This window comes from Moraxella marmotae (genome assembly GCF_042219885.1).
Taxonomy (GTDB): Bacteria; Pseudomonadota; Gammaproteobacteria; order Pseudomonadales; family Moraxellaceae; genus Moraxella; species Moraxella marmotae.
In genome coordinates this window covers 992,150-1,006,355 of sequence record NZ_JBHJHR010000002.1, presented here as the reverse complement: position 1 = coordinate 1,006,355, position 14,206 = coordinate 992,150, and the positions used below count along the sequence as shown (strand labels likewise).

The following is a 14,206-nucleotide window of genomic DNA, read 5'->3' as shown; positions in this document are numbered from 1 at the left end:
ATTATAATCAAGTTGGTGGTCGAATTTTGTAGCAATTTGTACAGCTTATACAGCCGTTTTTAAAGTTTATCAATCAACAAAACTTATAACCACCAAATCCCATCTGCCAAAGTTAAGGTTTTTTGGCAATCAGCACCGCCCGCTTGGGTCTGGGATAGCCTTCGAGCGTCCGACTTGGGTCATCTTTGTCCAAAAAATCGCTCAAAGAATGATAATTCATCCACGCCGTCGCACGCTGCTCATCACTGGTGGTGATGTTAATATCCACACATTTGATGTCCACAAAACCCACTTTTTGTAACCACAAAGTCAGTGCCGCCACTGATGGCAAAAAATACACATTGTTCATCATTGCATAGCGATCTTTTGGCACCAGCACCGTTTGTTCATCACCATCAACCACCAAAGTTTCTAGCACCAGCTCGCCGCCGCGTGTCAGCTGTGCCTTTAGCTGAGTTAGGCACTCAAACGGTGATGCTCGATGGTACAAAACCCCCATACAAAACACGGTATGAAACAGCCCAGCCTGCTGATTATCCTGCGGCAGCTCTTCTAGTCCCACAGGGATAAAATGAATTGGCGACTGCCCAAAGCGGTTGGTCATCGCTCCCAAAAAATGCCGTATCGCCATAAACTGATGATAAAACAGGCAAGATGGATCAATCACTACCACCGTGCTTGCCCCTTGTCCAACCATGCGAAAGCCGTGATAACCAGAGCCGCCGCCGACATCAAGCACTCGCCTGCCTGACAAATCGCTCAAATGCGGCAGCACACGATCCCATTTCAGATCACTACGCCATTCGGTATCGATATGAATCTTAGGCTGATTGCCGATGATAAAGCCGCCCTTTCGCCAAGGCATCAGATTTTTTAGTAACGCTTCACTGCGGCGATATTCGCTATGCTCAAAATCAATGCTGGCGGTAACACACGCTGTGTTCAAATCAATGGCGGTGGGAGCAACCGATGGCAGCTTATCAATCACCGACGCATAATAAGGGGCTTGGGCATAACGCTCTTTGTTTTTAATGGCGGCCAACCAGTCAGGCAGTCGCTTGAGCCACTCATAGGCGATGGGGTGATGCTGGGCAAGCTCAAATAAAGTCTGGTATAAGGCTTGTTCGGTGCGTGCGATGGTATTCATAACAATAATTTAATTTGTAATGTCTGGTGTGAAATTTTGGGAATTTTTGGTTTTGATAATTTAATAATGATTAAAAATTGGCAATGATGGACGATGGGTTTGTTTAAGATTTAAACGCCACAATTGACGCAAAATTTAAAAACATAAACCAAGTCAAACACCGCTCAAAACCTGCCTGTGCCAAGCGTGCATGATGCACATCGATGGTGTCAGTGATGAGTACATTTTCAAGGGCGTTACGCTTGCCGCTAATCTCCAGCTCGCTGTAACCATTGGCACGCTTAAAATCGTAATAGCGTTCCACTCGCCATGCGTCGTCTTGCTCATCGCTTAGATGTGTTTTTTCGGTCAAAATCAAAATACCGCCAGATGCCAGTGCATCGTGGCATTTTTTAAGCAATGCCAATCGCTGCTCAGGCGGCAAAAATTGTAAAGTTAAATTAATAATAATCATATCACATGGCCAAAAATCCATCTCGCACACATCGCCCAAAATAAAGCGAATGTCGTGCGTCGGATAATGCTCGCCCATCACCGTTTTGGCCTTATCAATCATTGGTGCTGAGATATCAACGGCATGAATCTCAAGCTCGCCTGCATCAAATTTATCCGCCAATGCAAAACTTGCCGCCCCCAACGAAGTCCCCAAGTCGTACACTCGGCTGATTTTATTGCCTTGCTCATTTGTCTGGCGAAACAGACAATGACGGCGTGCCAAAATCGGCAACATCGCCAGCATCTGCCCATAGCCGGGGACGCTGCGGCGAATCATATCAGGAAAGCACGCCACCACTTCTTCATCAAAGCTAAAGCGTGCCGACTTATCCAATGGCGTGGTAAATAAAGTGTCGTGTTTGGTGTTTGGCATGATTTGTGATACGCTAAAAGTGCCTAAAATGTGCTTATTATAGCACTGATGGCATTGATTGGTGGTAAAATTAAAACCAAAACGATTTTATTAACCACTGGCGACTGTCATCTACCCAACTAAGCCTAGCAAATCTTACGCTTTTGTTGCAAGTTGGTTGGTTTTGGCTATTGGCTGCGGTTTTGTTTTGAATTTATAGCAAAAATTCGCTAAGCTAGAGCGGTTTTATTTGACTTTTTAAGGATTTTTGATGAAATTATCAACCACTTATCTTGCTCTTGCCGTGCTTGGTGTCGGTCTTGGCAATGCTGCCATCGCCAACGATTTGCCAAATTTGAGCAATACTGAGTTTCAGCAATGTTTAAATAATCTAAAAAACAGCTCGGCATTTCGTGGCATCAGCAGCCAGACCTTTGAAGCGTATCGCCCAAGCCAGCCAGATCCCAGCGTGATTCGCTCGCTCAATTATCAACCTGAATTTAAAAAAGATGTGTGGGATTATTTGGCGTCCTTAGTGGACAGTGAGCGTGTCGAAGACGGTATCCGTGCCAAACACGAGCAAGCCGATGTGCTACGCCGCATCGAGAGCCGCTACGGTGTCAAGGGCGAGCATGTGCTTGGTGTGTGGGGCGTTGAAAGTAATTTTGGGCAAACTTTGGGCAAAAAAAATCTGTTTGACAGCCTAGCGACTTTGTCGTGCTTTGATCGCCGCCAGTCGTATTTTCGTGGTGAATTTGCCAACGCCCTAAAAATCGTCCAAAACGGCGACATTCGCCCACAGGACATGACTGGCTCATGGGCAGGGGCATTTGGGCAGACGCAGTTTATGCCGAGTACTTTTTTGAATTTGGCGGTGGATTTTGATGGTGATGGCCGCAAAGATTTGGTCAATTCTAAGGCAGATGCCTTGGCAAGCACCGCCAATTTCTTGGTAAAAAGCGGCTACCGCAGCGGCGAACCTTGGGGCTATGAAGTCCGTCTAAACGGCTATAACGGCAGCAGCGGCCGCAAAAACAAGCAAGCAATCAACTATTGGCGAGCCCAAGGCATCACTTTGCCAAACGGTCAGCCAATTCCCAACAACATGGCATCGGCGGGCTTATTATTGCCTGCTGGCAAGCATGGGCCTGCGTTCTTGGTCGGCAAAAATTTCGATGCCTTTTATGCTTATAATGCGTCCGAAAGTTACGCCCTTGCCATCGCTCATTTGTCGGATTTGATCACCAGCGAAAACACCAATACCGACTTTGCCACGCCATGGCCAACCGATGATCCCGGCATCGGCCGCCGTGAATCCAAGCAAATCCAACAAGCCCTGCTCAACGCTGGCTATGACATCGGTGCCGCCGACGGCATCATCGGTGATAACACACGCCGTGCAATCATGGATTATCAGCGAAAAGCGGGCGTTACGCCAGACGGCAGAGCAGGACAGAAGTTTTACCGCTTGATTATCTCACATGGCGGCGTGCCAAATACCGCCACGCCAACGCCTGTACAACCAGCCCAGCCAAGCTACCAAGTGCCAAACGCCGCCCCTGTGCTGTATAAGCCAACTTTAGACCCCAAAACTGTCGCTCCAATCAGCCCAGCCAGTCCAAAAACCAACACTGGCACGACCTATCGTCGCATCATCAATGCCGATGGCTCAACTTCGCTTGTGCCTGTCAAATAATCTGGTAATCAGCCAACAAATGGCGGCATTATCCGCCCAACAAAAAAGCTCAAGTTTACCGCTTGAGCTTTTTGATATTGAAATTTTAAAATTTTTCCAAATTTAATTTGGATTTCACCTAAAAACCTTACCAAACACCGTCCATCAGTCGTCTTCTGGCTCATCGTCCCATTTGGCATAGCTTTTGGCAGGGTCGATGCCTTGGCTTTTTAGATAAGCGACTTGCTCTTCTAGGGTGCGTTTTTTCTCGGCGTGGTGCATGGCATCGCTTAGGTTTTCAAATTTTTCAATTTGTTCACGCAAGGTGGTTTTTTCGCTCATTGTTGATTCCTTTTATTACTTGTTTAAATTAATCTAAAATTTAATATAAAATAAACTTACCATCAATTTTTAACATTTATCAAAAATCATTGCCCATCAAGTCGGATAAAATCGCTATCGACAAACACCATCGGCACGCCAGACAATCGGCGAGCGGTGCTTGCCACATGACCTGCCAGACTGGACGCATAAAACTTTAGCGGCACGCCCTGCTCACGGCTTGTGGTAGCGATATGAAACAGCTCCAGCAAGGATTTGACTCGCTCGGCGATGGCAGCACCCGAATCCAGCAGCGTCATCGGTACGGCTTGTTCATCTATCCACGCCTGCAAAAACTCACGAAAAAACGGATAATGCGTACAGCCAAGCACAATCACATCAATGCCCATCTGATACCAAGTGCGTGTCTGCTCAATCAACAGATTTGCCACTTGATGATCAATCGGCATACCAGACTCCACCCACGGCACCAGCATCGGCTCAAAGTGCTTATGCACCGTTACGCCTTTTGGGACGGCGGTCTGCTCAATCACTTGAGCCAAAAGTTTGCCCTGCAGCGTGGCTTGGGTGGCAAGCACAGCAATTTGGCGAGTTTTGCTAATCTGACAAGCAGGCTTGACCGCTGGCACCAGTCCCACAATCGGCACGCTGCAACGCTCACGCAAAGCACTCAAGGCGTGTGCTGATGCACTGTTACAAGCAATCACAATCAGCTTACAGCCCTGCCGACACAGCCAATCCACCGATTGTAAGGTCAAAAACAAAATCTCATCGCCAGATTTGTTGCCGTATGGGACATTTTTGGTGTCGGCATAATAAATGTAGCGTTCGTGCGGCATCAGCCGTGCCAAATGGCGAAACACCGACAGACCACCAACTCCCGAATCAAAAACCCCAATCGGTGCGGTGTTTGCGGTATTTATCGAATCTGGGTGCTGGTTGATCATAATTTTATGTCCAGTTTTTAAACTATTTCAAAATCTATTCTTTGAAATTTGTCAATTTTTGGCAAATGATAAGCTTGGTCAATGCTGCCATGAGCATTTATTCTGGGGTATTTTTGGTAAAAATGCCGTATTTAGCAACCCAGTTTTTGTGCAGGCGTAACGGTTTTTCAAATAATTGCTTGTACAAAATACAAAAAAGACCGCCCAAACACACAGCCCAAATCGTGTCTTTGATGTAAAAATCCCCATCGTCTAAATCAAAAAATGAGCCGACAGCAAATCTACCGCTTAAAAATAGCACATAGCCTACCGTTAAGTCACTTGTCCGCTCAATCGCCGCAAAATTCTTGCTTTTGTACATCATAAGTAAGCCAATCAAAGTCAAAAGCCCAATCGGCAAGCAGATGAAAAACTTACGAAAATCAACAAAAGCCATGCAGCACAACAAAACCAAGCCTACCAAAAATAGCAAAACCTTTAGCCTGTCCTTATCAGCCATTGGCGTATAAGTGTCCGAGTCTTGACTGCCATCTTGTGGCGACATACCGAATTTCCCTATCTGTTCAATTAAAATTTTGTCAATTTAAGCCAATTTTAACCAATTATTATACCAAACCACGATTAAAAATGCGGCGTTTGTGCTTATTTTTGTGTGATTTGATACACCTTGCCGCCACTTGTTAGGCGTAATGCCGTCAAGCCGTCCACTTCCACAAGCTCACCAAGCTCAACCAAATGATACATGGCATTATTCAATAGCCGTGCCGTCAAGCCAAAGCGTGTGTCAATATACAGCCGCTCCGTGCCAGCAAAATCAGCAAAATACAGCCTGTGCCTATCATCAAGACAAATCGCATCGCCATGCGTGGTGTACAGCACAATCCAATCCACGCCGCCATCTGCCACCTGCTCGACACGATTGATAAACAGCGGTGCATCAACCACGCAAATTTGGTATTTGTCAGTCGGTGTTTTTAGATAATGCACCTTTTGTCCGTCGTGCATCTCAACCCACAGCACACTGGCGAACAAATCCACCAATGACTGGCGAGTCATTTTTGCCCCTTCGTGCCACCATTCGCCATTATCGCAGATGGTAATATCAAGCGGTGAGCAATTGGTTGGCTGCCACTGATCGACAGGCGGAATTTTACGAGTAGGATTTTGGCTGATATGTTGTAAAGTCTTGGCCAAATGATTTGCTAAGTCATTATTTTTATTGATATTTTTGGCAATATCTTGGTTATTATCAGGCATAAATTTACTCGACATTTTTGATATATTTGGGATAAATTGCCCAAAATTATCAACAAAACTTGATAAAATTTGGCAGTATCTTTGTTATAATGGGTGATTTTTTGTCAAAATGCAAGCAAGGCACAAGGCAAATTGGGCGATAAAACAGCATAAAACTGGACGCAATCGGACAAAAATTCGCTCAATTTGGCAAATCTGCCGATTAATTTGGCGATTTTGTCCATTTTAAACCTGATTGGTCATTGAAAAAAACTTGCCTAATCGCCCAAGATTGTTACAATAGGCAGTATTGGGATTTTGGCAGCATTTACCCAGCTCAAATCATCGCAACTGCTCAATTTTTGCCCAATTTTGCCAGCTGACTGCCTGACAGTTTGCACGCTTTTGAATGATTTTAATTTTTATGCTATTGCTATTTTTTAAGGACATTTCATGCAAATCGAACGAGAATCTATGGAATTTGATGTGGTCATTGTCGGCGGCGGTCCTGCTGGCTTGTCGGCTGCCATTCGCCTACGCCAATTGGCCATCGCCAATGGCATGGACGAGCTGACGGTCTGCGTCATCGAAAAAGGCTCTGAATTTGGCGCTCACACGCTGTCAGGGGCGGTTATGGAAACTCGTGCCTTGGACGAGCTGTTCCCTGATTGGAAACAACGCAACGCCCCTTTGACCGTCCAAGCCAAAGAAGACCGTGTCTATGTGCTAACCAGCCAAACCAAAGCCATCACCTTGCCAAACTCAGTCGTGCCAAGCAGTATGCATAACGAAGGCAACTATATCGTCTCTTTGGGCAATGTCGTGCGTTGGCTGGCAGAGCAAGCCGAAAGTCTAGAAGTAATGATGTTCCCCGGCTTTGCTGCCAGTGATATTTTGTACCACGAAGACGGCTCAGTGCGTGGCGTGGTTACTGGTGATATGGGCGTCAATGCCAAAGGCGAGCCAAAGGCAAGTTTTGAGCCGGGCTACGAACTGGTCGCCAAATACACCATCTTTGCCGAAGGTTGCCGTGGCCATCTGGGCAAAAAACTCATCAGCCGCTTTAATCTGAATCAAGGCAAAGATACCCAGCATTACGGCATCGGACTCAAAGAGCTGTGGGAGATTGATGCTGACAAACACGAAACTGGCGTCATCATGCATGGCTCAGGCTGGCCACTGTCTGAAACTGGCTCAACAGGCGGCTGGTTTTTGTACTTTGCCGAAGATAACCAAGTCAGCTTTGGCTTGGTGGTCGATTTGTCCTATCATAACCCCAACTTGTCGCCATTTGACGAATTGCAACGCCTAAAACTACACCCAACCATTCGCCCAATCCTAGAAGGCGGCAAACGCTTATCCTACGGTGCTCGTGCGTTGGTCAAAGGCGGTCTAAACAGCTTACCTAAGCTCAGTTTTGCTGGCGGCGTGTTAATCGGCGATGATGCTGGCTTTTTGAACCCTGCCAAAATCAAAGGCACGCACACCGCCATGAAATCAGGCATGCTGGCGGCTGAGAGTATTTTTGATGCCCTAAAAGCCGGCCGCCAAGGTGATGAAGTCAGCGAATATCAGACTGCCTTTGAAAATTCTTGGCTGTTTGAAGACGCTCATCAAGCTCGCAATTTCGCCCCTGCGATGCACCGCATGGGAACTTGGCTGGGCGGTGCGTTTACCTTTGTTGAGCAAAATCTTTTGGGCGGCAAAATGCCACTGACCATTCACGACACCACGCCAGATTATAGCACGCTGGATAAGGCAGCTCACGCTTATCAGCCTGATTATCCACGAGCTGACGGCAAATTAACTTTTGATAAATTGTCCAGCGTCTTTATCTCAAACACCAACCACGCCGAAGATCAGCCCTGCCATCTGCGCTTGACTGACCCCACCGTGCCTGTGTCGGTGAATTTGCCACTGTATGCCGAGCCTGCCCAACGCTACTGCCCAGCAGGTGTTTATGAAATCGTACAAAAAGACGGCGAAGAACCCAAATTGGTGATTAACAGTCAAAACTGCGTGCATTGCAAAACTTGCGACATCAAAGACCCAGCCCAAAACATCACTTGGGTAACGCCAGAAGGCGGCGGCGGTCCAAATTATCCAAACATGTGATGTGATATTTTAAATCTATCTAAAAAAACACCCCAAAATCCAAGCGTGATTTTGGGGTGTTTTGATGCTTGAAAATTGCAGATATGCTTAAAAGTAAGAGATGATAAATTGGATAAAGCCAAATTGGGAAAACAACTTAAGTGCAACTGAACAAAACTTGCGACCAAGTACCACGCTGATAGCCCAATTTGGGCAATTTGAATAATTTAAGCAATCATTTTGGCAATTTTATAATTTTTTTCGATATATTATCTAGCCAATCGGCTTGCGGTAGCTGTGTATCAGCTCATAAGACACCATCTCCAGCATCTGGGCATCACTGTGCTTGGCACTGTGGCGAATCAGTCGTGATGGGCTGTGCATCAAGGTCTGCGACAGATCATGGGCGAATTGTGCCAAGATAAGTTTGGCATCAGCACCATCATCGATTTTATCAAGGGCTTGTTTTAGCAGAGCATCGGTTCTGGCTTGTGCCATTTGGCGGTAGTTTTGGATATGCTCTCGTGCCAGCTGCTCTTGCATCTGTGCTTCGATGTCCGCCACCAGCTGACCGACCAACAGCTCCGCTTCGACCGCTGCTTGCTTACGCTCGGCCAAATTGCCAGCAATCACATGCTGCAAATCATCGACCGAATACAGATAAACATTATCCAGCTGCTCCACCAAAGGCTCAATGTCCCTTGGTACTGCCAAATCCACAAACAGCATCGGCTGATGGCGGCGTACCTTGAGTGCTTGCTTGACCATCGCCACATCAATCAGTGCCTGCATACTGCCGCTACAACTGCTGATAATGTCCGCTTCTGGCAAGACACGAGCAAGCTCGCCCAGACCACAAAGCTCAATCTCAACCGCACGCCCTGCCTGTGCTTGCATCTGCGCCAGCTCATCGCCTAGGATTTTGGCTCGCTCGTGCGTTCGGTTACAGATGATGATTTTTTTGACGCCCAAGGCGGCGACATTGTGAGCAACCAAGCGGTTCATCTCACCAGCTGCGACCAGCAAAAAGGTCAATTCGCTAGGATTATCAAAAATCTGCGTGGCAAGTTTGGCGGTGGCAAAGCCCAGCGTTACCGCCTGAGCCCCAACCTTGGTATCACGGCGGACAGTGCGAGCGGCAGCAAATACCTGCTGTGTGAGCCAACCAAACTCACTGCTGATACCACCATGCTCTTTGGCGGTGGCGACCGCTTGGCGAATCTGCCCAAGAATCTGCGGCTCGCCCAAAATCATCGAATCTAGCCCTGCTGCCACACGCAGCCAGTGGTTTAAGGCTCGTGAGCCTTCGTAGGCGTACAAATACGGCGAAATCTCATCAAATGCCACACCCTTAAATTCAGCCAGCCACTCACCGATGGCACGCAATTTTGGCGAAATGATGCCAACAGCGTCCGTCTGCTCGTCCAGTGCATCGTCAGCGTACAGCTCATCATCGTCCAAGCCGACATACAACTCACTGCGGTTACAAGTTGAGACGATGGTGCAGCCGCTGGTCAGTGCCGCCATCTGCTCGATGGCTTGGGGCATATCCGAGCCAAACGACAGCCGCTCCCGCAATGATACGGGGGCAGTCTTATGATTGACACCGATTACAGCTAATTTCATAAAGCAACCAACAGCCAATGGCTTATTTTGTAAATTTAATACCAAGCATTCAAAGGATTACAAAATTTGTTATTATAACAGCTTTCATGACGATTGAAGCAATAAATTGCAAGTTTATTTTGCAAAAGTTTATCAAAATTCGCCCAATCACGCCCAGACAATACCCATCTTTTGATAAAAAGCAAATTTTGGGCAATTTTGCCATTTTTTATTGACCGTTTTATCATCATTGATAATCAATTGACAATCAAAAAAATCACACAATAACAGCAATTTGGGCAATTTAAAAATTTATAAAATTCAAATCCGCCCAAAACTCGCCCAAAAACGCCGCAAATCGCCACTTTACACGCATTTATCCATAATTTTTGGTATTTTTGACGGTTTTGTTTGCACTTATTTAAAATACTTTTATAATAAGCATATCTCAGCTGATTTTAGTGTCCGTGCATGAATCAATCTTGGCATCGCAATCCCCTGCTTAAGCGTTTTGGCGATACGCCCAAAGTGGCACATCGACCATTTGGTCTGTCAAAATTTCACCGCTTTGGCAAAGTCGCCATCGCTGCTGCCATCGCCGCCACGACCGTTGGCACGCCTGCTAATGCCAATGTTTTTGATCCGCTTTTAAAGATTTTGTTGCCATTTTATAAACCGACAACCAGCGAAAATGGCGATTTACCCACGCCAGCGGACGCCAATCCCACTGTCGATGCCGATAATGTTGATACCGATACGGCAGATACAGCCAGTGACGATGTCGTGCCGTCATTGCCTGACGATACCACAGACATCGATACCCCTGCTGACTCGGCGATTCCTGCGATACTGCTGGACGATACGCTGATTGCCAATGACATCGAGCCGATGCTTGACACGCCAGATTTGGACGCTCTTTTGACCGCTGAATTTGCCGCCGATCGTGGCGAGATTGCCAAGGCGTTGGCGATTTATAAGGCGGAATCCTTCAAACAAAATGCCACCAGCGTCTTTGAGCGAGCATTGTCTTTGTCCATCGAATTTGAAACGCCAAAACAATCCTTGGCATTTGCCACTGCTTGGCAAGATCGCAACCCTGAGCATATTCCTGCATGGTTTTATGTGACGCATTTGGCACTCAAAGCTGGCGAATACAAACAAGCTGCCGCCATGCTCTCGACCATTTTACACTACGACCCACGCTCGGACTTGGGGCAGATTCTCACAGGCATCATTCCCCAAAACCCAAACGACAAGCGAGCCTTGTTTTATGCCTTGCAGGGCATCAGACATGACAATGCGTCTGTCTCGGTGCTGCGTGCAGGTATTTTGATGGGGCTAAACGACTACGAAGCCGCTCGGCTGCACATTGAGCAAGCACTGGCATCTGAGCCGAATAATTTGGCATTCATCACGCTCAAATTAAACATTCTGCGTGCCGCCAATCGCATGGACGAGCTGTGGCAGTATCTGCATCAAGTTCGCAAAAAACAGCCCAAAGAAAAAGAGCTGTATCTGTACGAAGCACGCCATTTTATTGAGTCGGGCAATTTGACACAAGCATGGCAGCTACTGACCCAAGCGGTCAAAAACACCAAAGACAATGATGTAACACTGCTGGCAGCTTTGGTGGGGCTGGACAGCGGTCGTTATTTGGCGGCGGTTGAACTGCTAAAACCCTTGACCCACACCCCCAAACTTGCCAATCAAGCCCATTATTATCTGGGCATCGGCTATGAGCGTCTGGGCGATACCGTCAATGCACGCCAGCATTTTGAGCAGGTCAATGACTACGAACACGCACTGGACGCCAGCAGTAAAGTGGTTGGTTTTTATTTGGCAGAAAATAACACCGATGCCGCCATCAAAACCTTGATTCGTCTGCGTGATGAGTTTGAAGCTTATGCCACGGACAGTTATATTTTGCAAGCCGAAATTTATCTCAGACAAGACAACAAACAAAAAGCCAAAGATTTATTGACCATCGCCAACCGAGAATATCCTGACGATGACCGCTTGTTGTACGCCAGTTATCAGCTGCTCGAAAATGAGCTAGAGCCAGAAGACAAACGCCAAGCCATCAATCAGCTGCTAAAAATCGCCAGTTTCAACCCCTATTATCGGCTGGCAGATGCCAAGCTGCGTCTGGCGGATAACCCAGACGATGCCGATGCTCTGGGCGTGGCGTTAGAAGTAAGCAATATCAGCTTTGACAATCCTGATTATGACAGCCAATTACAGCTTGATGCCCTGCTGGTACTTGCCAATCACGCACTGGCACAAAACAACTACGATGCGGTGATTGACTATCTGCAAGCCCCTTATGAAGTCAGCCCAACGCTCAATGTCGGCATCACGCTGCTGCGTGCCTATCAAGGGCTGGGCGATGGCGATGCTGTACAAAAACTGCTCGCCGATTTGCAATCTCGCTTTATGGGCAATCAAGCTGGCGATGATGACAGCCAAATTTACTGATTGATGAGTTGCCGATGTTTGGATTTTTTAATTAAAATCAGTAAATTGGCTGGTTTGTCAAATGATTAAAATATTCAACTGTCAAGCCATCAAACTGGCAAATTGCCCAATGGCATTTTTATCAATTTTTAAAATCACAAATTTAAGATAACAAATCAAATTCACACGGACAATCCCATGAAAAAAATCACCGCTGCCACCGCCTTGGCACTGCTGATGAGTGCCTGTGCCAGCACCCAGCCTACCACGACCGCCGTCAGCACATTGCCTGTTGCCGAAGCACCGCTCAAATTTGCCATCACTGGCAAAATCGGCATCACCACCGTCAGCGATAATGGCAAGCAAGCTGGCAGTGCTTTTTATGCATGGTCGCAAGAAAACCAACGCTTTGGCATTGATTTGACAGGGGCATTGGGCATCGGTGCTACCCAAATCCGCTACAACGGCACGACCGCCACCTTGACCAGTGAACGCACTGGTACTATCAGTGCCGACAGCCCAGAAGATTTGCTATACACCGCCACAGGCTGGCAAGCACCGATTTCACAGCTGCCTTATTGGATTGTGGGGCGTGCCACACCAGACGATACCGATACAGCGACCGATAGCAGCGGTCGGCTGATTCGTGCGACACATGGGGCGTGGCTTGCGGTCTTTGATTATGATAAAGGCAATCAGCCATCTCGCCTACGCATCAGCCACAGCGATGGGCATAAAGTTACCCTAAGCATCACTCATCAATAGGCTCAACCATGTCATTACAGTGTTTTTCCCCTGCCAAGCTCAACTTATTTTTGCACATCACCGCCAAGCGTGCCGATGGCTACCACAATCTACAAAGCGTCTTTCGTGCCATTGATTTTGGTGATGAGCTGACCTTTACACTGGCAACAGCACAGACACCTTTGGTCACTTTAAGCGGTGCCGACACACTCACCGAGCATCTTGATGATAATTTAATCATCAAAGCCGTGCAACTGCTTGCCAAGCACTACCCCCAGCACGCCAAAGCGGTCAATATCCACCTTGACAAAAAAATCCCCACAGGTGCAGGCTTAGGCGGTGGCTCAAGCAATGCCGCCACCACACTGATTGCCCTAAATGAGCTTTGGCAGCTTGAGCTGTCGCCACAGACGCTGATGGCACTTGGCAAAACGCTGGGGGCAGATGTGCCGTTTTTTATCTTTAGCCATGCCAATCAAGCAGACGCCCACGCCCTAGGCATCGGCGATGAGCTTGAGCCATTAAACCTGCCACAAGCTCGCTATTTGCTGCTATTTCCGCCTGTACATCTGACGACAGCGGTGTTTTTTGCTCACCCTGATTTACCAAAAAACTGCCCGCTGATTGCCCCCATCGCTGAACGCTACGGCGACTATGGCGAGCAGATGACGGCAGAGTTTTGTAATGTCTTTGAGCCGATTGCCGCCCAGCATTCACCAGCGGTAAAAACGGCACTGAATTATTTACGCAGCCTTGAGCCACTGACCGCCAGCACCGCACGACTGACTGGCACGGGCAGCACCGTATTTTTGCCGATTCCTGCTCATATTGATGACGGCGTACTGACCGCATGGCAGCTGTCTGCCCCATGCCCAAGTATTATCGCTGAAAGTTTGTACTAAAAATCGCAAAACTTTGCCAAAAATCACACAAAAAATAGTTATTTTTCAACAAGTTATATAAAATTTATCAAATGTTTGTCAAAAGTGCTTGCAATCGATTAAAATTTTGGTATAATTTTTGCCCTATACAGGGGTATCGCCAAGTTGGTAAGGCATCAGGTTTTGATCCTGACATTCGTTGGTTCGAGTCCAGCTACCTCTGCCAATTTTTAT

The 14,206-nt window shown here is 47.2% G+C and carries 12 protein-coding genes and 1 tRNA gene; 6 read left to right on the top strand and 7 right to left on the bottom strand.

Annotation, left to right across the window (positions count from 1 at the left end; all coding sequences use genetic code 11):
• Nucleotides 1-112: 112 nt before the first annotated feature.
• Nucleotides 113-1,147, bottom strand: a complete 1,035-nt coding sequence (gene cmoB / locus ACFBZI_RS04760; protein ID WP_375715277.1) for a tRNA 5-methoxyuridine(34)/uridine 5-oxyacetic acid(34) synthase CmoB — start codon at nt 1,145-1,147, stop codon at nt 113-115.
• Nucleotides 1,148-1,250: 103 nt separating this feature from the next.
• Nucleotides 1,251-2,015 (bottom strand): carboxy-S-adenosyl-L-methionine synthase CmoA, encoded by a 765-nt coding sequence (gene cmoA, locus ACFBZI_RS04755; protein WP_375715276.1) that lies wholly within the window; start codon nt 2,013-2,015, stop codon nt 1,251-1,253.
• A 250-nt stretch (nt 2,016-2,265) separates the two neighbouring features.
• Between cmoA and ACFBZI_RS04750 the strand changes: the two genes are divergently transcribed.
• Nucleotides 2,266-3,690, top strand: a complete 1,425-nt coding sequence (locus ACFBZI_RS04750; protein ID WP_375715275.1) for a lytic murein transglycosylase — start codon at nt 2,266-2,268, stop codon at nt 3,688-3,690.
• Between the two features lie 144 nt (nt 3,691-3,834).
• Here ACFBZI_RS04750 and ACFBZI_RS04745 read toward each other — a convergent pair whose 3' ends face one another.
• The 4 genes from ACFBZI_RS04745 to ACFBZI_RS04730 form a co-directional block, all read right to left on the bottom strand.
• Nucleotides 3,835-4,011, bottom strand: coding sequence for a hypothetical protein (locus ACFBZI_RS04745; protein ID WP_375715274.1), 177 nt, complete (start codon nt 4,009-4,011; stop codon nt 3,835-3,837).
• Nucleotides 4,012-4,097: 86 nt separating this feature from the next.
• The gene (murI, locus tag ACFBZI_RS04740) at nt 4,098-4,958 is read right to left on the bottom strand and encodes a glutamate racemase (protein ID WP_375715273.1); all 861 of its coding nucleotides are present in this window, start codon (nt 4,956-4,958) and stop codon (nt 4,098-4,100) included.
• Nucleotides 4,959-5,055: 97 nt separating this feature from the next.
• The gene (locus tag ACFBZI_RS04735) at nt 5,056-5,502 is read right to left on the bottom strand and encodes a hypothetical protein (protein ID WP_375715272.1); all 447 of its coding nucleotides are present in this window, start codon (nt 5,500-5,502) and stop codon (nt 5,056-5,058) included.
• A gap of 98 nt (nt 5,503-5,600) precedes the next feature.
• Nucleotides 5,601-6,215 (bottom strand): DUF1285 domain-containing protein, encoded by a 615-nt coding sequence (locus ACFBZI_RS04730; RefSeq protein ID WP_375715271.1) that lies wholly within the window; start codon nt 6,213-6,215, stop codon nt 5,601-5,603.
• A gap of 432 nt (nt 6,216-6,647) precedes the next feature.
• On the opposite strand from ACFBZI_RS04730, the gene ACFBZI_RS04725 reads away from it, so the two are divergent.
• Nucleotides 6,648-8,309 (top strand): electron transfer flavoprotein-ubiquinone oxidoreductase, encoded by a 1,662-nt coding sequence (locus tag ACFBZI_RS04725; RefSeq protein ID WP_375715270.1) that lies wholly within the window; start codon nt 6,648-6,650, stop codon nt 8,307-8,309.
• 252 nt (nt 8,310-8,561) lie between these two features.
• Here ACFBZI_RS04725 and hemA read toward each other — a convergent pair whose 3' ends face one another.
• On the bottom strand, nt 8,562-9,914 hold the full coding sequence (hemA, locus tag ACFBZI_RS04720) for a glutamyl-tRNA reductase (RefSeq protein WP_375715269.1): 1,353 nt from the start codon (nt 9,912-9,914) through the stop codon (nt 8,562-8,564).
• 450 nt (nt 9,915-10,364) lie between these two features.
• Here hemA and ACFBZI_RS04715 point away from each other — a divergent pair, with 450 nt between their 5' ends.
• The 4 genes from ACFBZI_RS04715 (at nt 10,365) to ACFBZI_RS04700 (ending at nt 14,198) form a co-directional block, all read left to right on the top strand.
• Nucleotides 10,365-12,368 carry a tetratricopeptide repeat protein gene (locus tag ACFBZI_RS04715; RefSeq protein ID WP_375715268.1) on the top strand — a complete coding sequence of 668 codons (2,004 nt, stop codon included), beginning with the start codon at nt 10,365-10,367 and terminating at the stop codon, nt 12,366-12,368.
• A gap of 177 nt (nt 12,369-12,545) precedes the next feature.
• Entirely contained in the window at nt 12,546-13,112 is a 567-nt protein-coding gene (locus ACFBZI_RS04710; RefSeq protein WP_375715267.1) for a lipoprotein insertase outer membrane protein LolB, read from the top strand.
• 8 nt (nt 13,113-13,120) lie between these two features.
• Nucleotides 13,121-13,993 (top strand): 4-(cytidine 5'-diphospho)-2-C-methyl-D-erythritol kinase, encoded by an 873-nt coding sequence (ispE, locus tag ACFBZI_RS04705; protein WP_375715266.1) that lies wholly within the window; start codon nt 13,121-13,123, stop codon nt 13,991-13,993.
• A gap of 129 nt (nt 13,994-14,122) precedes the next feature.
• Nucleotides 14,123-14,198, top strand: a tRNA-Gln gene (locus ACFBZI_RS04700).
• Nucleotides 14,199-14,206 lie beyond the last annotated feature (8 nt).

What these genes read in the sequence shown, in the direction of transcription:
- cmoB (WP_375715277.1), bottom strand. Translation starts at nt 1,147, where the DNA reads ATGAATACCATCGCACGCACCGAACAAGCCTTATACCAGACTTTATTT.
- cmoA (WP_375715276.1), bottom strand. Translation starts at nt 2,015, where the DNA reads ATGCCAAACACCAAACACGACACTTTATTTACCACGCCATTGGATAAG.
- ACFBZI_RS04750 (WP_375715275.1), top strand. Translation starts at nt 2,266, where the DNA reads ATGAAATTATCAACCACTTATCTTGCTCTTGCCGTGCTTGGTGTCGGT.
- ACFBZI_RS04745 (WP_375715274.1), bottom strand. Translation starts at nt 4,011, where the DNA reads ATGAGCGAAAAAACCACCTTGCGTGAACAAATTGAAAAATTTGAAAAC.
- murI (WP_375715273.1), bottom strand. Translation starts at nt 4,958, where the DNA reads ATGATCAACCAGCACCCAGATTCGATAAATACCGCAAACACCGCACCG.
- ACFBZI_RS04735 (WP_375715272.1), bottom strand. Translation starts at nt 5,502, where the DNA reads ATGTCGCCACAAGATGGCAGTCAAGACTCGGACACTTATACGCCAATG.
- ACFBZI_RS04730 (WP_375715271.1), bottom strand. Translation starts at nt 6,215, where the DNA reads ATGCCTGATAATAACCAAGATATTGCCAAAAATATCAATAAAAATAAT.
- ACFBZI_RS04725 (WP_375715270.1), top strand. Translation starts at nt 6,648, where the DNA reads ATGCAAATCGAACGAGAATCTATGGAATTTGATGTGGTCATTGTCGGC.
- hemA (WP_375715269.1), bottom strand. Translation starts at nt 9,914, where the DNA reads ATGAAATTAGCTGTAATCGGTGTCAATCATAAGACTGCCCCCGTATCA.
- ACFBZI_RS04715 (WP_375715268.1), top strand. Translation starts at nt 10,365, where the DNA reads ATGAATCAATCTTGGCATCGCAATCCCCTGCTTAAGCGTTTTGGCGAT.
- ACFBZI_RS04710 (WP_375715267.1), top strand. Translation starts at nt 12,546, where the DNA reads ATGAAAAAAATCACCGCTGCCACCGCCTTGGCACTGCTGATGAGTGCC.
- ispE (WP_375715266.1), top strand. Translation starts at nt 13,121, where the DNA reads ATGTCATTACAGTGTTTTTCCCCTGCCAAGCTCAACTTATTTTTGCAC.